The 22,787-nt window shown below is 46.0% G+C and carries 23 protein-coding genes; 21 read left to right on the plus strand and 2 right to left on the minus strand.

Features of this window, described 5'->3' with window-relative positions; translation table 11 throughout:
• The first annotated feature begins 59 nt into the window (after positions 1-59).
• Entirely contained in the window at positions 60-2,975 is a 2,916-nt protein-coding gene (locus tag ACYRYY_RS05260) for a transporter substrate-binding domain-containing diguanylate cyclase (RefSeq protein ID WP_460214510.1), read from the plus strand.
• A gap of 335 nt (positions 2,976-3,310) precedes the next feature.
• Positions 3,311-5,536, plus strand: coding sequence for an NADP-dependent isocitrate dehydrogenase (locus tag ACYRYY_RS05265; RefSeq protein ID WP_460214511.1), 2,226 nt, complete (start codon positions 3,311-3,313; stop codon positions 5,534-5,536).
• Positions 5,537-5,605: 69 nt separating this feature from the next.
• Here ACYRYY_RS05265 and ACYRYY_RS05270 read toward each other — a convergent pair whose 3' ends face one another.
• Positions 5,606-6,013, minus strand: coding sequence for a winged helix-turn-helix transcriptional regulator (locus ACYRYY_RS05270; protein WP_460214512.1), 408 nt, complete (start codon positions 6,011-6,013; stop codon positions 5,606-5,608).
• A gap of 161 nt (positions 6,014-6,174) precedes the next feature.
• Between ACYRYY_RS05270 and ACYRYY_RS05275 the strand changes: the two genes are divergently transcribed.
• From ACYRYY_RS05275 to ACYRYY_RS05340, 14 genes are all read left to right on the plus strand, one after another.
• Positions 6,175-6,477 carry a putative quinol monooxygenase gene (locus ACYRYY_RS05275; protein WP_460214513.1) on the plus strand — a complete coding sequence of 101 codons (303 nt, stop codon included), beginning with the start codon at positions 6,175-6,177 and terminating at the stop codon, positions 6,475-6,477.
• Positions 6,478-6,491: 14 nt separating this feature from the next.
• On the plus strand, positions 6,492-7,106 hold the full coding sequence (locus ACYRYY_RS05280; protein ID WP_460214514.1) for a flavodoxin family protein: 615 nt from the start codon (positions 6,492-6,494) through the stop codon (positions 7,104-7,106).
• Between the two features lie 134 nt (positions 7,107-7,240).
• Positions 7,241-8,893: a PAS domain S-box protein gene (locus tag ACYRYY_RS05285; RefSeq protein ID WP_460214515.1), complete on the plus strand. Its 1,653-nt coding sequence runs from the start codon at positions 7,241-7,243 to the stop codon at positions 8,891-8,893.
• 104 nt (positions 8,894-8,997) lie between these two features.
• Complete coding sequence (locus ACYRYY_RS05290; protein WP_460214516.1) at positions 8,998-9,549, plus strand: TorD/DmsD family molecular chaperone; 552 nt, start codon at positions 8,998-9,000, stop codon at positions 9,547-9,549.
• Positions 9,546-11,813, plus strand: coding sequence for a molybdopterin-dependent oxidoreductase (locus ACYRYY_RS05295; protein WP_460214517.1), 2,268 nt, complete (start codon positions 9,546-9,548; stop codon positions 11,811-11,813). The genes ACYRYY_RS05290 and ACYRYY_RS05295 overlap by 4 nt, the downstream gene beginning before the upstream one ends.
• An 11-nt stretch (positions 11,814-11,824) precedes the next feature.
• A complete protein-coding gene (locus ACYRYY_RS05300) occupies positions 11,825-12,400 on the plus strand; it encodes a 4Fe-4S dicluster domain-containing protein (protein ID WP_460214518.1) in 576 nt (191 codons plus the stop codon).
• A 55-nt stretch (positions 12,401-12,455) separates the two neighbouring features.
• On the plus strand, positions 12,456-12,779 hold the full coding sequence (locus ACYRYY_RS05305; RefSeq protein WP_460214519.1) for a hypothetical protein: 324 nt from the start codon (positions 12,456-12,458) through the stop codon (positions 12,777-12,779).
• Between the two features lie 112 nt (positions 12,780-12,891).
• Positions 12,892-13,905, plus strand: coding sequence for a [citrate (pro-3S)-lyase] ligase (gene citC, locus ACYRYY_RS05310; protein WP_460214521.1), 1,014 nt, complete (start codon positions 12,892-12,894; stop codon positions 13,903-13,905).
• 12 nt (positions 13,906-13,917) lie between these two features.
• Positions 13,918-14,187, plus strand: coding sequence for a citrate lyase acyl carrier protein (gene citD / locus ACYRYY_RS05315; protein WP_460214522.1), 270 nt, complete (start codon positions 13,918-13,920; stop codon positions 14,185-14,187).
• Positions 14,184-14,660 carry a PPC domain-containing DNA-binding protein gene (locus ACYRYY_RS05320; protein WP_460214523.1) on the plus strand — a complete coding sequence of 159 codons (477 nt, stop codon included), beginning with the start codon at positions 14,184-14,186 and terminating at the stop codon, positions 14,658-14,660. The genes citD and ACYRYY_RS05320 overlap by 4 nt, the downstream gene beginning before the upstream one ends.
• Positions 14,653-15,576, plus strand: coding sequence for an HpcH/HpaI aldolase/citrate lyase family protein (locus ACYRYY_RS05325; RefSeq protein WP_460214525.1), 924 nt, complete (start codon positions 14,653-14,655; stop codon positions 15,574-15,576). Before ACYRYY_RS05320 ends, ACYRYY_RS05325 begins: the two co-directional genes overlap by 8 nt.
• Positions 15,563-17,101 (plus strand): citrate lyase subunit alpha, encoded by a 1,539-nt coding sequence (gene citF / locus ACYRYY_RS05330; protein ID WP_460214526.1) that lies wholly within the window; start codon positions 15,563-15,565, stop codon positions 17,099-17,101. Before ACYRYY_RS05325 ends, citF begins: the two co-directional genes overlap by 14 nt.
• Entirely contained in the window at positions 17,073-17,570 is a 498-nt protein-coding gene (locus tag ACYRYY_RS05335) for a citrate lyase holo-[acyl-carrier protein] synthase (RefSeq protein ID WP_460214527.1), read from the plus strand. The genes citF and ACYRYY_RS05335 overlap by 29 nt, the downstream gene beginning before the upstream one ends.
• Positions 17,512-18,336 (plus strand): triphosphoribosyl-dephospho-CoA synthase, encoded by an 825-nt coding sequence (locus tag ACYRYY_RS05340; RefSeq protein ID WP_460214528.1) that lies wholly within the window; start codon positions 17,512-17,514, stop codon positions 18,334-18,336. Before ACYRYY_RS05335 ends, ACYRYY_RS05340 begins: the two co-directional genes overlap by 59 nt.
• Here the strand turns inward: ACYRYY_RS05340 and ACYRYY_RS05345 are convergent.
• Entirely contained in the window at positions 18,317-18,775 is a 459-nt protein-coding gene (locus tag ACYRYY_RS05345) for a hypothetical protein (RefSeq protein ID WP_460214530.1), read from the minus strand. The genes ACYRYY_RS05340 and ACYRYY_RS05345 overlap by 20 nt on opposite strands.
• Positions 18,776-18,949: 174 nt before the next feature.
• On the opposite strand from ACYRYY_RS05345, the gene ACYRYY_RS05350 reads away from it, so the two are divergent.
• From ACYRYY_RS05350 to ACYRYY_RS05370, 5 genes are all read left to right on the plus strand, one after another.
• Entirely contained in the window at positions 18,950-19,252 is a 303-nt protein-coding gene (locus ACYRYY_RS05350; RefSeq protein ID WP_460214532.1) for a c-type cytochrome, read from the plus strand.
• Between the two features lie 8 nt (positions 19,253-19,260).
• Entirely contained in the window at positions 19,261-20,085 is an 825-nt protein-coding gene (locus tag ACYRYY_RS05355; RefSeq protein ID WP_460214533.1) for an SCO family protein, read from the plus strand.
• A 177-nt stretch (positions 20,086-20,262) separates the two neighbouring features.
• Complete coding sequence (ctaD, locus tag ACYRYY_RS05360; RefSeq protein WP_460214535.1) at positions 20,263-21,888, plus strand: cytochrome c oxidase subunit I; 1,626 nt, start codon at positions 20,263-20,265, stop codon at positions 21,886-21,888.
• Positions 21,881-22,483, plus strand: a complete 603-nt coding sequence (locus ACYRYY_RS05365) for a cytochrome c oxidase subunit 3 family protein (RefSeq protein ID WP_460214536.1) — start codon at positions 21,881-21,883, stop codon at positions 22,481-22,483. The genes ctaD and ACYRYY_RS05365 overlap by 8 nt, the downstream gene beginning before the upstream one ends.
• Before the next feature lie 15 nt (positions 22,484-22,498).
• A complete protein-coding gene (locus tag ACYRYY_RS05370; protein WP_460214538.1) occupies positions 22,499-22,783 on the plus strand; it encodes a cytochrome C oxidase subunit IV family protein in 285 nt (94 codons plus the stop codon).
• The last annotated feature ends 4 nt before the right edge of the window (positions 22,784-22,787 follow it).

Genomic DNA, 22,787 nt, shown 5'->3' on the forward strand with positions numbered 1-22,787 from the left:
TAAATCATCTGTCTGTTACGACCGTTTATACACAAAGAATATCCGGAGAAACTGAATTAATGAACCGAACCATAAACAGCTTCGCTGTCCTTATCCTGCTGGTCTTTTTTTATTCTTTAAACGCATCGGCCGAAAGTAATATTTTCACGCCGGAAGAGCAGGCATACATAAAGGATAAAAAAACAATCACAGTCGGGGTTGTTGACAGCAACGAACCCTATACTTATTTCAGAAACGGAAACATAAAAGGCTACTCCATCGACTTCATGAGCATGATTCAGGAAATCAGCGGACTCAGAATTGAATATAAAATGGGGAACTGGACAAATATTTACAACTCTTTCCTCAACGGTGAGCTGGATGCAATAAACGAAATATCATACACACCGGAAAGGGAAAAATACATTTTATTCAGTGTTCCCTACCACATAAGAAGAACTGTCGTGTTTGTCCGCAATGACTCCGGAATAAAACCCGGCGACAATCTAATTGCTCTGATGGGGCTTAAAACCGGTTATATCAAAGATATCTTCTACTCAGAGATACTTAAGAAACAACGCCTGAACCTTCTGGAATATAATAATAATGTGGACATGATAAAGTCTCTCGCTTTTGGCTGGGTTGATGCGGTGTTTGTCAGCGAACTCGGCGGGCGGTTCATAGCAAGGGAAAACACATTTTCTAACATAGTCTCCGTAGGGACTTTAAATTTTGAAGGGCTGAAAGATGAGGATCTCCGTATCGGAGTTCTGAAGACAAATCCTGTTCTTGCGGGAATAATCAACAAATCTATAAAAGCACTGCCGGAAACAAGAAAAGACAAGCTTGAGAGGCTCTGGTCAATATATAACGGACAGGTTTTCAGCGCAGCGGAAAGCATAGAACTCACACCGGAAGAGGAATCATTCATCCGTTCACGCCCATCGGTTTCTGTGGGCATGCTGCCCGACTTTTATCCGTTCAGTTTCGCATCAAATGAACAGATCATGGGCTACACAGATGCTCTTCTGAAAATAATCAGCCGCCGCACAGGAATAGACTTCGCATACAATATAAAACCCTGGTCAGCTATACTGAATGATTTCAGAGACGGCAAAACGGACATGATTGCAGACATATCCATGACAGAAGAGAGGAAAGCGTTCACTCTCTTCACAGATGAATACGCCCGCATCCCCAGTTATGTTTTTATCAGGGACGATTTTGGAAAATACACTGACACTTCATCTCTGGATGGCAAAAAAGTAGGCATAACAAAAGGGATTTTCTTCAAGGATCTTATAAATAAAGATAAACTCAGAGAATTAAAGGAATATATATCAAGGGATGAGATGTTCAAAGATCTCTCCTTCGGTAAAATTGACGCTATTATAACTTCACTTAATTCCGGCAGCAGCATGATAAAGAAATATGCTCTTCTCAATGTAACCATTGGCGGCGAATTCAACTCCGACGAGAGAACGGTTGAAGACCTCCGCTTCGGGGTCAACCCTAAGCTTTCTGAGCTACACAGTATTATAACAAAAGCTCTCGCAAGCATAAGCCAGGAAGATAAAATATTGCTGGAAAATCAGTGGCTTGTGCCGCAGCTAAATGAGATCAAACGTCCGGCTCTGGCATTTACTGATCAGGAAAAGGAATACCTTGAAAGAAAAAAGATAGTACGGATGTGTGTTGACCCTGACTGGATGCCCTTTGAAAAACTTGAAGGCGGCAAGCGTCATACGGGCATAGCAGCAGATTTTATCAAACTTATGCAGAGCAACTCCGGCATACAGATTCACATAGTTCCCACTGAAACATGGGCAGAAACCCTTATAAAAGGGCAGAATAGAGAATGCGATATAATTTCACTGGCAATGCGTACACCGGAAAGGATGAAATATTTCAACTTCACTTCTCCATATCTTGTTATTCCTACAGTGATTGCAACATCCATAAATGACCCTTTCATCGACAAAATAGATGATGTTCTGGATAAAAGCTTCGCCACCGTAAAAGGCTACGCCATTACAGAAATGCTTAAAAAGAAATACCCGCATCTCAAGCTTATTGAAGTGGAAAACGATGCGGAAAGCATAGCTCTCCTGCAAAAAGGGGAGGTTTACGGAGCAATCGGAACCATGGCGGGCATAGGCTATCAGATTAAGCAGCAGAAGATTGTTGATATAAAAATATCCGGAAGGCTTGAACAGGACTGGGAGCTAGGCATAGCTGCCAGAAACGATGAACCTGAGCTTGCAAGAATCTTTCAGAAGCTTGTGGATTCCATAAGCGAAGAGGACAGAAACGCTATTACCGGAAAATGGATGAGTATCCGCTATGACCAAGGATTTGACCACAGACTTTTCTGGCGCATAATGGGCATATTCGCAGTCATAGCCGCCGTTATTGCTTATTGGTCGGGCAAGCTCAGGAAGCTGAACAAAGAACTTCAAGCAGCAAACATAAGGCTTCAGGAACTCAGCGACAAGGACAGCCTCACGGGGCTTTACAACAGGCGTTTCTTTTCAGTAAGCAGCCAGCAGGCTTTTAATATATGCCAGAGAAACGGAATACGCTTTTCTGTGGCTATAATTGATATTGACCACTTTAAAAAGGTTAATGACACCTTCGGGCACCTTTTCGGAGATAGAAGCCTTCAGGAAATGGGCAAAACACTTCTGCGCCATTTCCAGAGGCAGACTGACGCCTGCTCACGCTTCGGAGGAGAAGAATTTGCGGTTTTTATAACCAACACAGGGGAAGACACCCTCGCCAACCGCATAGAAAATATCCGTATTGAAATTGAAAAGAAAATTATAGAAATGGAAAACATGCGCACCACTCTGACAATCAGCGCAGGAATATATTCATCCGTACCAACGCAGGAAGACACTCTGGACGATGCCCTTAAAAAAGCTGATGACGCTCTCTACAAAGCAAAAAATGAAGGCAGAAACCGTGTAATAATATGGAAGGAAGAAAGCGAGTAAACAAAATCATACTCCCTGATGTACCTGCGAACACACCTAAAGCCATAACTGCCCCTTATCTCAAAAAAAGAGCGTACGCTCATTTTTAATACACCTCACTGCGGAAGGTCTCACGCTCTTTCAACGCTTTCTTTCTCCGGCTTGATAACACTGGCATTTTCAAAAATAAATAATGTTATAACATTGCAGAAGCTAATATTGATTGACAATCGGCAAGCTTTATTATAACTGTATACTGTATACAGTTGAAAATAAAAAATACTGTTATAATAATTGAACCGCTTATATAAAAAGCGGTCATTGAGATAGCAAAATATTACCATCAAGGAGAGATTATGTCTAACAAAACGATTATCTGGACCGAGATTGATGAAGCACCCGCACTGGCGACTTATTCGCTGCTCCCCGTAGTTCAGGCTTTCACAAAAGGCACAGGCATTTCTGTTGAAACAAGAGATATTTCACTTTCAGGACGCATCATTGCCAACTTTCCCGACTACCTCACGGAAGAGCAGAAAATCCCCGATTTCCTCTCTCAGCTCGGCGAACTCTCCCTTAAACCCGAAGCAAATATAATAAAACTCCCCAACATCAGCGCATCCATCCCCCAGCTTCAGGAAGCGATAGCAGAGCTTCAGGAGAAAGGCTACAAAGTGCCCGATTTCCCTGAAGAGCCTAAAACTGACGCTGAAAAAGAGATAAAAGCAAGATATGCAAAAGTTCTCGGCAGTGCCGTTAACCCTGTTCTCCGTGAAGGCAACTCCGACAGAAGAGCAGCAGCAGCCGTTAAAGAACATGCAAAAAAACACCCCCACAGAATGATGAAACAGTGGCCGAAACCTTCTAAAACCCGTGTTGCATTCATGTCCGGCGGCGACTTCTACGGCAGCGAAAAATCAGTTACAGTTCCCGCAGCCACAAACGTAAAAATAGAATACGTTGCTAAAGACGGCAGCGCAAAAGTTCTTAAAGAAAAAACAGCTCTCCTTGCAGGCGAAGTTATAGATTCATCCGTAATGAACGTTGCATCTCTCCGTAAGTTCTACGCAGAGCAGATAGAAGCAGCCAAAAAAGAAGGCGTTCTTCTTTCTCTTCACCTTAAAGCAACAATGATGAAAGTTTCCGACCCCGTTATGTTCGGACACGCTGTTCAGGTTTACTACAAAGACGTGTTTGCAAAACACGCAGCAACCTTCAAAGAAATCGGCGTTAACACAAGCAACGGTCTCGGCGATGTTTATGCAAAAATCAACAAGCTTCCCGCTGACAAAAAAGCAGAAATCGAAGCTGACATCATGGCTGTTTATAAAACAAACCCCGAACTTGCTATGGTTGACTCAGACAACGGCATAACAAACCTTCATGTTCCCAATGATGTTATTGTCGATGCGTCCATGCCTGTCGTAGTACGTGACGGCGGTCAGATGTGGGGACCCGACAACAAACTCCACGACACTATAGCTATGGTTCCCGACAGATGCTACGCAACAATGTATCAGGCAATCATCGAGGACTGCCAGAAAAACGGTCAGTTTGACCCCGCAACAATGGGCAGTGTCTCCAACGTTGGTCTTATGGCTCAGAAAGCGGAAGAGTACGGCTCACACGACAAAACCTTCATATCAGAAGGCGAAGGCGTTGTCCGTGTTGTTGATGCAGACGGCAAGGTTCTTATGGAGCAGAAAGTTGAAACTGGTGACATCTTCAGAATGTGCCAGGCAAAAGACGCTCCCATTCAGGACTGGGTTAAACTCGCTGTTACAAGAGCAAAAGCATCAGGCGCTCCCGCTGTTTTCTGGCTTGACCCCGCAAGAGGACACGATGCGCAGATCATCGAAAAAGTTAAAAAATATCTCAATGACCACGACACAACAGGGCTTGATATCCGCATCATGACTCCCGTTGATGCTATAAACTTCTCAGTTGAAAGAATAAGAAAAGGGCTTGATACAATCTCCGTAACCGGTAACGTTCTCAGAGACTACCTCACTGACCTTTTCCCCATACTTGAACTGGGCACATCAGCAAAAATGCTTTCCATCGTTCCCCTTATGAACGGCGGCGGTCTTTTCGAGACAGGAGCAGGCGGTTCAGCACCCAAACACGTTGAACAGTTCCTTAAGGAAGGTCACCTCAGATGGGATTCACTGGGCGAGTTCTGCGCTCTTGTAGCTTCACTGGAGCATATGTCAGCAGTATTCAAAGATGACGTAGCGGCTCTGCTTGCTGAAACTCTTGATCAGGCTGTGGGTAAAGTGCTTGAAAACGGCAAATCACCCTCACGTAAGGTTAAAGAACTTGATAACAGAGGCAGCCACTTCTACCTTGCTCTCTACTGGGCACAGGCGCTTGCCGCTCAGACAAAATGCAAGGAAACAGCAGCTAAGTTTGCTCCCGTTGCAAAAGCACTTGCTGAAAACGAAGCTAAGATTAATGAAGAACTCAACGCTGCTCAGGGCAGACCCTCTGACATAGGCGGATACTACAGACCTGTTTTTGAAAAAGCAGTTAAAGAAATGCGCCCCAGCGCAACATTCAACTCAATTATTGACGCTATGTAGTTAACTCTGCAAGCATAGAAATATCTTAAAAGGCGGCATCTTTAACGGTGCCGCTTTTTTTATAATCTGTTATTCGGCTATGGCTTTCTGTTCAGGCTGTTCATACTCAGAAGAACAGAATAACCCTCTGCCACCGAGATGTTCCTCGTATTCCGCACCCCACTCCTTCATCATCATAAGAATAGGGATCAGTTTGGAACCTATTTCCGTAAGTCTGTATTCTACCTTCGGCGGAATCTGATTATAAACCTCACGGCTTATAAGACCATCCCCTTCGAGTTCCCTTAACTGCTTGCTCAACATTCTCTCAGTTATCTCCGGCATGCTCTTACGAAGCTCTCCGAAGCGGAGAACAGGATCAACCGCAAGCCTGTAGAGGATCAGTGCTTTCCATTTTCCGGACAAAACCTGCACCGTAAGCTCGAAATAACATCTGTATAATTTTCCGTCCAATTCCTTGACTTTACAAAAACCCATAATACACCTGCTATACTAAATGTAAGTACATGAAAAAAAATACCGTACTTGTAAAAACAATATTACTACTATATTTTCTTTCATCAAGACTAAAAATTATCTCCTGCGCACCTGATGCAGAAGATGCAGACATTGAATTATTAAAGGAAGGAGGGTACGAAATGTTTGTACTTCATGTGGAAATGAAACTTAAAGAGGGGAAGGCGGATGAACTATATAAAATCTATTCCGAAATATACCCCCTTGTAAAAGAAGAAAAAGGATGCACTGCCTACAAGCTGACATTTACAGGCGACAAAACACAGGCCGCCATGTTTGAAATATGGGAATCTGAAGAGGATCTTGCCCTCCACGGAGAACAGCCGCACATCAAAAAACTTTTTTCCGTCTTCCCTGATGTACTTGTGGGAAAGCCCGAAGCAACAAAATATGAAATAAGCGGAATAAAAAGAAACGCAATCTAGGAGGAACAAACCGGATGTATGCACTTGCGATATGCGGAAGCCCCCGCAAAAACGGAAACACCAGCATAATACTCAACACTGTTCTGGAGACCCTGAAAGCCAAAGGCTGGGAAACAGAAATGGAGACAGTCGGCGGACAGAACATCAGAGGCTGCACTGCCTGCGGAGCCTGTTTTAAGAAAGCGGACGGCACATGTATAATTGATGACGATCTTAACCCTGTTATCGCTAAAATGTTTAAGGCAGATGCAATAATCATAGGTTCGCCCACTTATTTTGCAGATGTAACAGCAGAAATAAAAGCCCTCATAGATCGTGCTGGTTTTGTGGCGATGGCAAACGGCAACGCACTGAAAGGTAAAATAGGCGCAGGTGTCTCCGCTGTGAGAAGGGGCGGTTCAATTCACACAGTTGACACCATCAACCATCTTTTTATGATCTCAAGGATGATAATTCCCGGTTCAACATACTGGAACATGGTTTACGGACTCCACAAAGGGGATGTTGAAAAGGATAAAGAGGGTCTGGCAAACATGAGGCACATAGGGGAAACCATTGACTGGCTGGGCAGAGCAATAAAGCCTCACATGGAATCATACCCGGATATAACCACAGAAAAAGAAGGATAAAGACAAAACACCGCCCCGCCGATGGGGCGGTCTCTCGTTATACTCCAAGAAGCAGAACGTTACCGTGCTAATTTCCGGTTGATTTATTGTGATTATTAAATCATTCTTAATTAAGATACGGGGGGTCGTTTGATTTGAAAAATCTCCTTGAGCATATAATCGCAGAGACGGAAGCTTTTCTGATAAACTGGACAGAGCGCATGAAGAGCGCCGGTTATCTTGAGCATACAACGGCAAAACGGGAAGACTGCATACTCAGCCTGCACGGTGTCATTTTACCTGTCAGAGAGTATATCAATCAGGGGCTCAAACCGGATTTTCCGGAGCTTTTGAAAAACGGACGAAATGTTGCCGAATTTCTGCTGAAATCAGCACACAGGCACTATGAGCGGGGGATCGGAGAAGAATATTTTTTCGGGTGCTTCAAAACACTCCTCCACGCTGTTGAAGATATAATCCTGAAATATGACGCTGAACCGGCGGAAAAACTACAAAACTACATTGAACTGCGCCGCATAATTGACTCGATGGAAACACTTGCCGTCGGGGAATGGCATTCAAGAAATGCCGCAGAAACCGCAACCATCCTCCAGAATAAAAACAGAGAGCTAACTCTTCTTAAAAATAAATATGAAAACATTCTTGAATCTGCCTCCGATCTGTTCATCACCGTTTCGGAAAACGGGCAGATACTGGAAATGAACGCCTCTGCAAGGAACAGATTCGGTGCCACAGCCATAGGAAGCAATGTAATGGAGAGCCTCAAACCGGAAATGAGCTTTCACAAATTTCTTTCTGTTTTCCTCTCCGGCGAAACCCATGAAATCCGCATGCCGGACGGCAAATCAATATACTCGCTCGTAATCATTCCACTCAAAAAAGTATCTTTAGCATCAGAAGGTTACGTTATTGTTCTCAATGACATAACATACATTGCAGACCAGCGCATGAAGCTTGAGCAGGAAGTAAGTCAGAGAACACAGGAGCTGGCAGAATCAGAGAAACTGTTCCGCTCTCTCTTCACTTCTGCCGGTGAAGGAATAATCCTCACCGACATCAGCCTGAGAATCTTACAGGCAAACAGTAAAGCTGCCGAAATATTCGGTCTGCCAGAAAAAGACATGGAAGGAAAAAGCTGTGTGCGCTTCATCCATCCTGACAGCATAGATGCAATGAGATCCGCTGTGATAATAGCCCAGGACGAAATATGGAACGGCGAATTCAACGGAGTAACGGCAAAAGGCGAAACCTTTCCCGCCAGCATAACTCTGAACAGGTTTCAGATGGGCAGCGGAGACTTTATCCACATCATAGTGCGCAATATCACCCGCCAGAAGGCTATGGAAGAACACCTGAAAGAAGAGAAGGTCAAGGCGGAGGAGATGAACGTAACCCTCCGCAATGTGCTGAAAACCATAGACAGAGAGAAAGAGGAGATGATGCTTACTATCTCCCAGAAGATAGTTACAAATATAATCCCCTCTGTTCAGAAGCTGACGGCAGAGGATAATCCTGAGATCAGAACAATATACTCAGGCATAATTAAAGACCTGCTCGCAGGGCTCACAGAGGAGACAGGAAGCCTGAACTCTGTGAATATGGCGAAGCTTACCAAAGCAGAAATACAGATATGCCAGCTCATTCAGTCCGGTTCTGACAGCAAAGAGATAGCGGAAAGCATGAATATTTCATTTGATACAGTGCAAACTCACAGAAAAAACATCCGCAAGAAGCTGGGTCTAAGCGGCAGAGACATTAGCCTTTTTACCTATCTCAACAACAGATAAACACCTCATCGGGTATAAACGCATACCCGATAAATACCCTTTTCCCCACATTTAATACCCATCAAACAGGCATTATCATACCTTCAAACATACGAGGTATGGCTATGGATTCAATTAAACGGATTGAAGCCTTCCGGAATTTTTTTCATTACGGCACAAAAGAAAAAATGCAGGAAGCATATGCCCGCATAACAGACACAGAATGCGGTCTGACAAAAAACATTGACTGGGAAGCCGAGGAATTTCTGTTCAACAGACTTTTCGTAGGTCCCGCATCCCCCGAAGCCCCTATGACAGCATCAGTTTATCTTGATCCTGAGAGACACACCAACGGCAGAATCACTGAAAAAGTAAGAGAAATATACACAGCTGCAGGTCTGAGTCTGTCAAACAGAGGCTCAATCCCCGAAGACCTTCTCCCTGTGGAACTGGACGCATGCTGCATATTAAAGCGGCTTGCGGAGGTTGATGAAAACTTTATTGAGTTGTACGAACAGCTCACCGCAATGCACATGTACATGTGGATACCTCTGTTTACCGAAAGAGCAGGTTCTCATGCAGATGAATCCTCGGCGGTTATGCATGTTCTGTGCATGCTTGATGAGTGGATCAAAAACGAGGTGACATCGCTGGTGATGTCAAAGGAGAAAATATGAAAAAGGATTTATTGAAAACAGGGGGAGTTTGTCCCCTGAGCAGACGCTCATTCCTTAAAAGTGCGGCAGCAGCAGGCATACTTTCCTCTCTCCCTGCGGGCATTCTTCAGGCGGCAGAATGGGAAAGAACCCATTATGAAGGAGACTACGAAACTTTCCGTAATGCCTGTCCGAGAAACTGCTACGACACATGCAGCATCAAAAGCTACGTAAAGGACGGGGTTCTCCGGTTTGTTGAAGGGGCAAAGGAATCAACATTCACCGGCGGAGCGCTCTGTGTGAAAGGATTCAGCTATCCCAGAAGAGTATACAGCCCGGACAGGATCAAATACCCTATGAAACAGATAGGCAGGGGAACAGGAAACTGGAAACGAATAAGCTGGGACGAGGCTTTGACAGAAATCTCCAACAAAATACTCGAAATAAAAAAGAAAGACGGCTCGCTCCTCGGCATGGCGCTGGATAAATATTCCGGCAACTTCGGCATAACACACTACGGCGTGGAGGGCATGATGAGTTCCCTAGGATACACCACAAGGTTTGTGGGCACACCCTGCTGGCCTGCGGGTATCGATGCACAGAACTTTGACATGGGCAATATGTGGTGCAATGACCCCGAAGACATAGTCAAGGCGAAATATATAATAATCTGGGGGGGCAACCCTGCTTGGAACTCTGTACACTCCATGAAGTTTGTTTATGAAGCTCAGGAAAGAGGAGCAAAGGTTGTTGTTATCGACCCCATAATGACTCAGACAGCGGCAAAAGCCGACCTTTACATAAGAGTCAAAACATCCGAAGACGGCTCACTCGCCCTCGGCATGGCAAGGCATATACTTGATAAAAAGCTTTACAACAAAGAATTTACAAGCAAACACAGCAAAGGTTTTGATGAGTTTGCCGCATACCTGAAAAAGAATGTGACAGTTGAATGGGCGGCGGAAAAATCCGGCGTTCCGGCAAATGTTATCAGACAGATTGCGGAGGAATTCGCATCGGCAAGCCCTGCGACAATCTGGGCGGGCTACGGTCTTCAGCGGCATGCAAACGGCGGTGTTAATGTACGTGCCATTGACGCTGTAGTCGCAATGACAGGCAACATCGGCATCGAAGGCGGCGGAGCCAGATACGGACACCTGCACACATGGGGCTTCAACTACAACGCCATGGTTCAGAAACAGCCTGAAGGTTCTGTGGGTTATCTCGGAAAAGACAAGATCAAGAGCGAATTTCACGGACCGGAGGGCGAAGCACAGGCGGCATACTCCGACAGAACCATAAACATCAACAAGATAGCCGAATCCATACTCACAACAAACGAACCGCCCATAAGGCTTCTCTGGGTTGCGTGTAAAAACCCCTTCGGTCAGGACTTTGACCGCAATAAGCTTAAAAAGGCATTCGACAAGCTTGAGATGGTAGTCACCGTTGACCAGTTCTTCAATGAAACTGTGCAGAACTCCGATATAGTCCTCCCCTGCACCACACTTTTTGAGGAATACACTGTCAACGTATCTTACTGGCACTACTGGATAGGCTTAAACGAAAAGGCTATCCCCGAACAGTATGAAGCAAAATCCGACCTTCAGATAGCCGCTATGCTCTCAAAGAAAATGAATGAACTTGAAGCAGGCTCATGCACATTCCCCCAGATCACAGACACTAAAGTCTGGATGGAAAAAGAGTTTAACGACGGCATACACAAGCTTTTCGGTATTGAGAGCTGGGAGGATCTTAAAAACGGACCACGCAAGGCACAGCTCCCATCCAGCGCATCATGGAATGAAATGAAGTTCGGAACACCTTCCGGCAAATACGAATTCAGCTCCGACCTCGCAGCCGAATACGGACATACCAAACTGCCGGAATACAAAGCTCCGAGAAAAGCTTACGATAAATTTCGTGTTCTCACTCCCCACACTCAGTTTGCCCTGCATTCGCAGTTCAACAATATTGACATAATGCGTGACTTTAACCCAGAGCCCTTTGTTTACATCAATCCCGCTGCGGCGGCGGCAAAGGGCATTAAAGACGGCGAACCGGTTAAGGTTGTCAACAAAACAGGAAGCGTAACCCTCAAGGCAAGGGTAACCGACATAGTGGCTGAAGATGTTCTTGTGCTGTATGAGGCATGGTTCGGCGGAAAAACGGATTTCAATGTTCAGGAACTTGTGGATGATGAGTCCTCAGACATGGGAACATTTAAAACAGGCGCTCCGGGTGTTGCTCTGCATGACCAGTTTGCCGGCATAGAGAAAGCGTGAGGAGATTACAGATGAAAAAACAGCTTGCATTCCTTGTAAATTCTAAAAAGTGTATCGGCTGCTACTCCTGTGCCATGGCTTGTAAAAACCAGTACCATCAGGAAAAAGGAGTTGTGTGGAGAAAGCTGAAACCCCTTGAGGAAAATGACTATCCGCACAGAGACAGAGCTTTTTATTCCCTTGCCTGCAACCACTGCGCAACTCCTATATGTGTTGAGGTGTGCCCCGTCGGTGCCCACGTAAAACGTGAGAAGGACGGTGTAGTGGTTCACTCATCAGATAAATGTATCTACTGCCGTCAGTGCATAGAAGCCTGCCCATACGGCGCACCCGCTGACAACGTTGAATTGCAGCGTGCGGAAAAATGCAGCATGTGCGTTGAACGCATTGATGCGGGTCTTCTTCCCGCCTGTGTTCAGGGATGTCCGGCGAAAGCGATCACTCTGATTGAGCTTACAGAAGAAAAACTGCCCGATTATGTTAAACAGTATCCGGTAGGATTTGATAAATTTGAGGAATTAAACCCCTCCACGAGATTTGTGGAAGCGGTTAAGCCAAAACTTGTTCTGAACAAAAAAGATTTATGATACATCTGACAGCCGGGCATGAGAGCCCGGTGTGTCTTTTTTTCGAGGTTTTTGTATGAAGATGTTCCTTCTTTTTATCCTGCTGCTTCCATTGTCAACAGCCATAGCGGAGGACTATACAGCAAAGTCAGGAACAACGCTGAAAACGGATATAGAAATACCCGAAGCAAAAATCGGCGGCGGAGAGTTTTACACTCTGACAGCGATCCCCGAAGAAGGAGTAAGGCTTATAAACGATAACGGCACACTTTCAATGATATTTCATAATGCCGGTTCATATAACCTTATGATTAAGATAAACCGCATAGTAAAATCAAGCTGCGGAGGGGTAGAAGTAACTGAAATAAAAGCAGAAAACATAAGTACTAAAATATATTAATCCATTATTCTGATACACCGGATAAGAAAAATCTATAATTATTCTATTGACCCGTTGCCCTTAAAACAAAACAGTGCTATATACTTGTCTTGAAAATGCCATAAGGTAGGACATGCACAGCTATATCACAAGCGAAGCACAGATCCGTGAAGCCGTAAGTCTTCTGAAAGATGCGGGACTTGATTACGACCCCGCCCATGAAGTATTTCTGGGCATATACGAAGACGGAAGGCTCATCGCCTCAGGAGCCAGAGACCATAACATTCTCAAGATGGTCGCCGTGGATGAGGAATACCAGAATACAGGGGCATTCTCCGAAATTATCAACGCTCTTATCACTGACGCTTTTCAGGCAGGTCACGACCATCTCTTTGTATTCACAAAACCCATGTACACCTTCCATTTTGAGAGTCTCAACTTCACCCCTTTATGCACCACGGATAAGGTTGCGGTACTGGAATTCGGCAAAAACATCAAAAGCTATCTGGAAAACCTGCGTAATCTTTCACGAAGGGGCAGAAACTCAGGGTTGGTAATGAACTGCAACCCTTTCACAAAGGGGCACAGATTCCTTATTCAGACCGCTGCCAAAGAATCTGACTTTGTTTATGTCTTCGTTGTGCAGGAGGATAAGTCAATCGTCCCTTATCATGACAGGCTTGACCTTGTGCGCAGGGGCACTGCCGAGCTTAAAAATGTTTATGTTATCCCCTCCGGTGAGTATGCAGTAAGCCGCATCACTTTCCCCTCATACTTCCTCAAAAACAAAGAACAGGTCACAAAACAGCAGATAGAAACAGATTTACGCATATTCGGACAGCATATTGCTCCGGCATTTAATATAATAAAAAGATATGTGGGCGAAGAGCCTGTATGCGAATTTACTTCGCTTTATAACGAGGCAATGAAACGCCTTATGCCCGAATACGGCATCAAGCTTGTGGAGATAGAGCGCAAAACAGCGGGCGAAACCCTGATCAGCGCATCAACAGTGCGCAGGCTTCTCTTTGACGGTAAACACGAAGAAATGAAAACCCTTGTTCCCGAAGCTACCTATGAATACCTTTTAAAAAATAAGGATATGCTCAGGGCAAGATTTGATAAATTTTCCAAAAGCTCAAAATAAAGGACGGCAAAAATGAAAATCGCAAGAAGAGCGCAGGCGGGAACCATGCAGTCAAGCGACATTATGGTCTTCGCCGAACCGGGGGATGAACTCATCATCGAGATAGATTCCACCGTGGCAAAACAGTATGAACACCTCATAAGGGCTAAAATCACCGAAGTGATTGAGCGAATGAATGTCACATCCGGGATTTTCCGCATTAAGGACAGAGGAGCGCTTGACTACGCCATATCTGCGAGGGTTGAGGCTGTCATAAGCCGTGCGCAGGAGCAGGAAGCATGAAAGCTGTATGGTATAAGGAAGCAAAGCTTCTCCGCACCTTTATCATCAAGATTCAGCAGGGTGAGGAGCTTGTGGAAAAGCTCACCGATACTATCCGTGAGATAGGTCTGGATCACGCAGTAATAGTATCTGCCGTGGGTTCAGTAACAGATGTCAAATTCCGTGGTATTAAGGCGGGAGCAAAGCTTCCCATCACTGTTCCCAGAATGGCGGTTCACAATGTTGAAGGACCCCTTGAGCTTCTGGGGCTTAACGGAAACTTCTTCCCTGACGCCGAAGGAAATCCCGACTGCCACCTGCATATACAGATGTCCAAATCATCCGGCGAGGTCATAGGCGGACACCTCTTCACAGCAAAGGTTTTCGCATCCTGCGAGATAATGGTATCCGAACTCCGTGCCGAAGGCATAGAACGCCACTACTCAAAAACAGGCGGAACCGCCACAATCTTTATTGAGGAAGAATATGAGTGACGCAGCAGCATTAAGAAGAACACTGCTTTATGTTCCGGGCAACATGCCGTCTATGCTTCAGAACATCCCTATTTTCAACTGCGACTGCGTGTTTATAGACCTTGAAGACGCAGTGCCTCTCAATGAAAAGGATGCGGCGAGGCTTCTTGTCCGCAGTTTTCTTGAAGGCTATAAAGAAAGAAATAAAGAGATTTTCTACCGCATAAACCCTCTGGATACAGAGTGGGGATTTGATGACTTAAGAACAGTTCTCCCCGCCCTGCCGGACGGAGTGCGCCTGCCCAAAGCAGACACTCCGGAGATTGTTGAAAGGCTTGACACCTTCCTCACAGAGTGCGAGGAAAACTTAGGAATAGAGATAGGCAAGTTTAAAATTATTCCGTCTATTGAAAGCGCCCTCGGCGTAATCAACTGCATTAAGATAGCAAGATGTTCCTCAAGGGTAATTGCCCTCGCCTTCGGAGCAGAAGACTACACAGCCAGCATGGGAATAGAAAGAAGCAAGACAGGCGAGGAACTGTTCCACGCCAGAACCCGTGTTGTGTGGGCTGCCAAAGCGGCAGGAATTCAGGCTATAGACACTATCTTCCCCGATGTTAATGATGAGGAAAGCTTCGAGAAAGAGGTGCGCCTCAGCAAGAGACTCGGCTTCACAGGCAAATCGCTCATCAACCCCAGACAGATAGATGTAGTCCATAAGGTTTTTGCTCCAACCAAGGAGGAGATAGACTTTGCACTTGAAGTGATAGACGCTATCCTCAAAGCAAGGGAAATGGGAACAGGCGTTATCTCCCTCAGAGGCAAAATGATTGACGCCCCCATTGTAAAACGTTCATCAAACGTACTCAAAACCGCCGCATCTCTTGGACTTGTGGACTATGAAATATCTGACGAGGTGATCTATGGCACTAAATAGTCTGGGCAGATATGTGCCTGAAACCTTTAACGGAATAAAACGCACTCCCTATAACTCCGAAGCCCTGCTCACCCCGCAGGGAGCAGAATATGCCCGTCCGGTTAAGATTGTGCGCCCCGGCGAGCAAAAGCTCCTTAGCGGACTCCGTGAGGCTATAATAGCTTCAGGTCTTAAGGACGGAATGACAATAGCAACCCACCACCACCTGAGAAACGGGGATTTCCTTCTTAATCAGGTAGTAAAAGAGATAGATGCACTGGGTATAAGAAACATAACCATAGCCTCAAGCTCTGTTCACCCTGTCCATGCGGAGATCATCCCCTACATCAAGAAGGGCGTGATCACAAGCCTTGAATGTGGAGTAAACGGACCTGTCGGCGAAGCCGCCTCCAAAGGCGAGATCGACTGCCCGATTATAGTCCGCAGCCACGGCGGAAGGGCAAGATCCATGATGACAGGCGAAGTGGTTGTGGATGTGGCGTTTGTTGCTGCTCCCTGCTGTGACGAATACGGTAATATGAACGGATACTTTGGTCCGTCCGCATGCGGCAGCCTCGGTTATTCCCACGTTGATGCCCGTTATGCAAAAACAGTTGTTGCCGTTACGGACAACCTCGTTCCCTACCCCGTATGCCCCGTCGTCATACCGCAGACCTGCATTGACTATGTGGTTCAGGTGGAGAGCCTGGGCGATCCGAAAAAGATCGTTTCCACAACAACAAGAGTCACCAAAGACCCTATCGGGCTTATGATAGCAAAATACGCCGCCGAAGTTATCAGGGCTTCCGGTCTGCTTAAAAACGGATTCTCCTTTCAGACCGGAGCAGGCGGAACTTCCCTCGCCGTTGCGGACAATGTCCGCCGTATGATGCTTGAGGAGAAGATAAAAGGCTCCTTCGGCTCCGGTGGTATCACAGGCTATTTTGTTGATATGCTTGAGGAAGGTCTTTTCCAGACCCTCCTTGATGTTCAGTGCTTCGATCTCAGAGCAGTGGAATCCATCAGCAAAAATATGTGCCATCAGGAAATCAGCGCAGATACATACGCCAACCCGTTTAACTGCGGAGCCGTGGTGAACATGCTCGATGCGGTAATCCTCGGAGCAACAGAGGTGGACGTTGATTTCAATGTAAACGTGAATACCGAATCAAACGGATACCTGCTCCACAACACAGGCGGACATACCGACACAGCCGCCGGGGCAAAGCTTGCGATCATAGTCGCACCCTCCATAAGAGGACGCCTGCCGATCATCCTCGATCAGGTAACTACTGTAACCACTCCAGGTGAAAACATTGATGTAATCGTTACGGAAAGAGGTATAGCAGTCAACAGCAAGCACGAAGACCTGAAAAAAGAACTGATAAAAGCTAAAATGCCCGTCAAAGATATACATGACCTCCGTAAAGAGATCACCCAGATAACAGGCGTGCCCAGACCAGTGGAATTTACAGATGATGTAATTGCCCTTGTGGAATACAGGGACGGAAGCATAATTGACTCAGTCAGAAGAGTTAAGGAATAAGCTTCTTCAGGCAAGAGACGCCAGATGGCAGCTCGTAACTGAGCTCGATGGCGGTGACGGATGCCTTGTGATGATCTCCTCCAACATGCCGGGGGAACATAAGCACAGGGCGGACGGCATAGTATCGTGGGCTGAGTCTGAGCTAAAGAAAATGATTCAGATAAAAACACTTAAGGTAATTGAAGATACGGCGGGCAGAGCGGTTTTTATGAAAACTGCCCTGCACCCGGCCGAAACAAAAAAGGCAGGGGTAGGCTTGGAAGAGCTTTACCCTTTCTGCCGCCTGCTGGACATTGATATTTACTGCGGCGGCAAAGCATTCGGGAGGACGGAAGCGGGCATAGGCAGGAGACAATGCCTGATATGCAGGCAAATTGCCGCAGACTGCATCCGGACGGGGAGACACACCTATGAAGAATCAGTCAGAGCTGCTGAAAAACTTATCAGCGGATTTAACTCATATATCTGACTGCCTCACGGCAGGAGCAAAAGCAGAGCTTGATCTCACCCCGAAACCGGGACTTGTGGATGCCTTTGACAGCGGATCACATGATGATCTCTCCTATGCGGGCATGCTTCTCTCAGTGTCCCTTCTTCCCCAATATTATCAAGAACTTGCCCAAGAAGCCATAAACGGTGCAGACGTCGCCGGACTGCGCAGAACAGGACTTGAGGCGGAAAAGCGCATGATTGATATATGCGGAAGCAACGCTCACAAGGGCTATATATTTTTAAGCGGTCTTGTTCTCATTGCCTGCCTGAGCGGCGGAAACCTTGAAGACGAAATAGCTAAAACAGCACGGAAATTTTTCGCTGAAAACCTGCCCGAATCCAACGGAGAAACCGCACGGAAAACCTATAGCACAGGCGGAATAATCACCGAATGCCTTAACGGAATGCCGTCAGTTTTTAAGCATGCTCTCCCGGCAATGGAGGACGAATATAAAAAAAACGGATGCACCAAACGAACCAGATTCGCAGGGCTGGCTGAAATAATGCAGACCGCAGAAGACACCACCGCCCTGCACAGGTGCGGAGCAAAGGGACTTAAAATAATAAAAGAAGACGGAAAAGAGCTTGCCGAACGTCTCATTTCAGATACCCATGTTGAATGGCTTCAGAAAAGAAACAGATTCTACAAGGAAATAAGGCTAACAATGGGCGGCGCAGCCGACCTTCTTGCGATCGGCTGTTCCGTAATGCTTCTTAATGATTCTATCGAAGAGTTTTCGTAAGCTTCTTTAATATCAAAACAGTATCCTTCCCGGTTGCAGCAAGCCAGTAATTACCTTTGCCATCAAGAAAATAATAGTTATCCATCCCCATCCCGGTTACATACGCCACATCAAGCCCGTCTGTTTTCATTCTCATCAGGCTTCTGAAAACCTTGCTTGAGGGCATTTTATCATCCATCTGTTTAAACAGTTCCTCAGCTTCATCCTTTGTTTTGGAAAAAGACGCCCATATCACAGCCTGTTCTCCTCCGCATTTATATTCGGCTACATAAGAGCTTTGAAACTCAATCTCTTTCCCGTGAAGGCGGGCTATGTCCTTCGCCGAGTCCTTTCCTGTTTTGACAGAAACAACCTCGCACCCTTCCAGCGCCGGCACTCCGGCAAATACGTTTACAGCCGCCATTATCATAAACACCGTAAAAATGACTTTTAACTTCATAACAAACCCTCCTGTTTAAGCTTAGTACCGACTCCGGCAGAAAAGTTCACAACTATGGTTATTAGCCTGTTCTCATATCCTATTAAACTTGTAAAATTATGAAAATCCCATTTGATCTAATACCTTTTCAGTGTAAAATTAATTCAGTACTTTCTTTTCAAAAGAGGTGAAAAAATGAAAAAAACACTTTTAGCAACCGCATTTATCGTAACAACTTTCGTCTTCGCATTTGCAGCGTCTGACGGCGCAGCCCTTTACAATAAGTGTAAGGCATGTCACGGAGCAGACGGCACAAAAGTCCCTGCGGGAGCAAAAGAGGCCCTGAAAGGACACAGTGCTGCAGACATTGAAAAAATGCTTACAGGCTATAAGGACGGCTCATTCGGCGGAGAGAAAAAAGCCACCATGCAGAGAATGGTCGCCAACCTCTCACCCGAAGATATAAAGGCTCTTGCTGATTATATCTCCAAGTTCTGACAAACGACATGAAAAAGCTTTTAATTGCTTTTGCTGTTTTTGCGCTCTGTCTCCCTATCTGGGGAGCAGAGCATGATCACGGCAAGGACGGGGATAAGACAGAGGAACACGTACATAAAGAGGCTTCTCCGGAAACTCAGAGTGATGTCGGCGTTACGGAAAAACTGGGTGAAATAATCGCCCTTGATATTCCGTTTACTGATTCAGACGGCAGAACAGTCACAATGAGAGACCTGATCGACAAGCCTACTATTATTGCGCCTGTTTATTTCAACTGCCCGAATGTCTGCAATTTTTTACAGTCCAACCTTTCATCAATTATTCCTCAGATAAAGATGGAGCCTGGCAAAACTTATCAGGTAATATCATTCAGCTTTGACGACATGGACACGCCGGAGATAGCCGCAGATAAAAAAAGAAACTATCTGAAAGCGGCAGACGGCAAAATAAACCCTGAAGGCTGGATATTTCTCACAGGAACACATGATAATATAAAAGCTTTCCTTGATTCGGCAGGCTACAGGTTTAAAAGAGTCGACAGAGACTTCGCCCACCCTGTTGCCGTGTTTGCTGTTTCGCCCACAGGAAAAATAATACGCTATCTGTACGGAACAAAGATTCTCCCCTTCGAGCTTACAATGGCTGTGGTGGAAGCTGAAAACGAAAAACCCGGTCTTTCTGTGAAGAAGATTGTCTCTTTCTGCTTCAGCTACGATCCGGAAGGGAAAAAATATGTCTTTGATATTATGAAGGTTTCAGGCGTGGTTATTCTCGTCACCCTCGCCGCTTTCGCCGCATTTCTCGTTTTCGGCGGCAAAAAGAAAAAGAAGTAAGGAAACTCGGGAGGACCAAAAAATGAATAATAATACAACCGCATTACCGAGTTTTAGCGGTACATGGATGTACCGCCGCCGTGCGAAGCGAAGCCTTGTTCACCAAGGCGTGAGCGAAAAAGACAAGCCGCAGGATGCGGACTTGGCAATTAACTAAAAACTCGGGAGGATCAAGAAATGAATAATAATACAAGCACGTTACCGAGTTTTTTTAAAGACTCGGGCAGTGACCGTAAAGGGATACTGAGCTGGCTTCTGACAACGGATCATAAGCGAATCGGGCTTATGTATCTCTACATGGTGCTGGGAATGTTTATTGTGGGCGTCTGCCTCGGTCTTCTCATAAGGCTTGAGCTTATAGCCCCCGGCAAAGACATAATGGAAGCCCAGACATACAACGCTGTTTTCACCCTGCACGGGGTGATCATGATATTTATAGTGGTGATACCAAGCATTCCCGCCGCAATAGGCAACCTTGTGCTGCCAATTCAGCTCGGTGCGGAGGATGTTGCCTTCCCACGGCTTAACCTGTTTTCATGGTGGCTTTACCTCATCGGAACAGTGCTTGCCCTCTTCTCTCTCTTCACAGGCGGAGGAGCACCGGACACAGGATGGACCTTTTACGTGCCTTTCAGCGAGTTCACAACAACCAATGTAAACGTTGCGGTGCTTGCGGTTTTTATACTCGGCTTCTCATCTATCCTCACCGGTATAAACTTCATCACCACTATCCACCGCCTCCGTGCGCCCGGGATGACGTGGACCAAGATGCCCCTCTTTGCGTGGTCGCTCTACGCAACAGGCTGGATTCAGGTTCTTGCAACTCCTGTTCTGGGGATCACAGTTCTTCTTATATTCGTTGAAAGGGTTCTGGGAGTCGGACTGTTTGACCCGAACAAGGGCGGCGACCCGATTCTCTATCAGCACCTTTTCTGGATATACTCACACCCTGCGGTGTATATAATGATACTTCCCGCCATGGGCGTTGTGAGCGATATTATACCTGTTTTCGCCCGTAAAAGCATTTTCGGCTACAAGGCGATAGCCGTATCAAGCCTTATGATCGCTTTCGCAGGGTCACTGGTTTGGGCGCACCACATGTTTACATCAGGCATGAGTGATACAGCAGTGCTTATCTTCTCACTGCTCACATTCATTGTTGCCATACCCTCCGCCATAAAGGTCTTCAACTGGGTAGCAACACTGTACAAAGGCTCCATAATTATCGAACCTCCCCTTGTCTACGCACTGGGATTCATATTTCTTTTTTCCATAGGCGGTCTTACGGGGCTTATCCTCGGCTCAGCGGGAACAGATGTGCATGTGCATGACACCTATTTCGTTGTAAGCCACTTCCACTATGTGATATTCGGCGGGACAGGCTTCGGGCTTTTTGCCGCTCTGCATTTCTGGCTGCCGAAATTCTATGGAAGAATGTACAATAAAAAAATAGCCAACTGGGCTTTCGGAATACTTTTTGTGGGCTTTAACACCCTTTATCTCCCTCTTTTCGCAATAGGTCTTGAGGGCATGCCCAGAAGATATTATGACTATCTGCCCCAGTATCAGACCGGGCACCTGATCTCGACCATCGGTTCGTGGATCCTTGCCGTCGGGCTTCTGATAATGTTTGTAAACCTCTACAGAGGCATAACACGCGGCAAAAAAATAGGACGCAACCCCTGGGGCGGTGCAACTCTCGAATGGCAGGTTCCCTCGCCTCCCCCACTTCTTAACTTTGACAAGGAGCCTGATACCTCCGGCAAACCATACAGCTACAAGGGGGTAGAGAGAGATGAGTAGCCACGTTCATAAGGATTATCAGGGCGCAAAGCTCGGCATGTGGCTCTTCCTTTTTACGGAAGTGCTGCTCTTCGGCGGGCTCTTTGTTCTGTACTCGGTTTTTCTGTCTAAATATCCGCAGGAATTTCATGACGCCGGAAAAGATCTCAATGTGATAATCGGCACGCTGAACACGGTTGTTCTTCTCGTGTCCAGTTATTTCATCGCCCTTGCCATATCATTTATCCAGAGAGGCGACAAACAGAAGGCGATTCTTTTCACATGGCTCACAATGGCTATGGCGCTGTTTTTCCTCGTTAACAAGTTCTTTGAGTGGAAGGCGAAGTTCGGACACGGCATATACCCCACCTCGCCCCACCTTGCGGAGCTTCCCCACGGGGAGAACATCTTCTTCGGTCTGTACTATGTTATGACGGGTCTCCACGGGATACACGTTATCATCGGCATGACAGTAATGGGCTTCATGATCCATTTCCTTAAAAAGGATGCGATCAGGCAGGACGACTTTGTTAAGTTGGAAAACGCAGGACTCTACTGGCACATAGTGGATCTGGTGTGGATATTCCTTTTCCCGCTGTTTTATCTGGTTCTGTAGAAGGAGGTTTGAGATATGTCAGAACACAACGGTCACGTTCTCAGCGTTAAACTGCTCACATATATTCTTGCCGTCCTTCTTCTGCTCACATTTATCACAGTGGCGGCAACAAGGGTGGATTTCGGCTATTTCAAAGTGGTGGTTGCGCTTGTGCTTGCCACAACGAAATCCCTGTTTGTAATTTTGTTTTTCATGCACCTGAAATACGAAGATAGATTTATTAAGTTTATCGTATTCATGTGTTTTTTAATTCTCGCCATCTTCATAGGAATGACCTTCCTTGATGTGGCGTACAGGTAAGGGG

The sequence above is a fragment of the Geovibrio sp. ADMFC3 genome, from assembly GCF_054687035.1.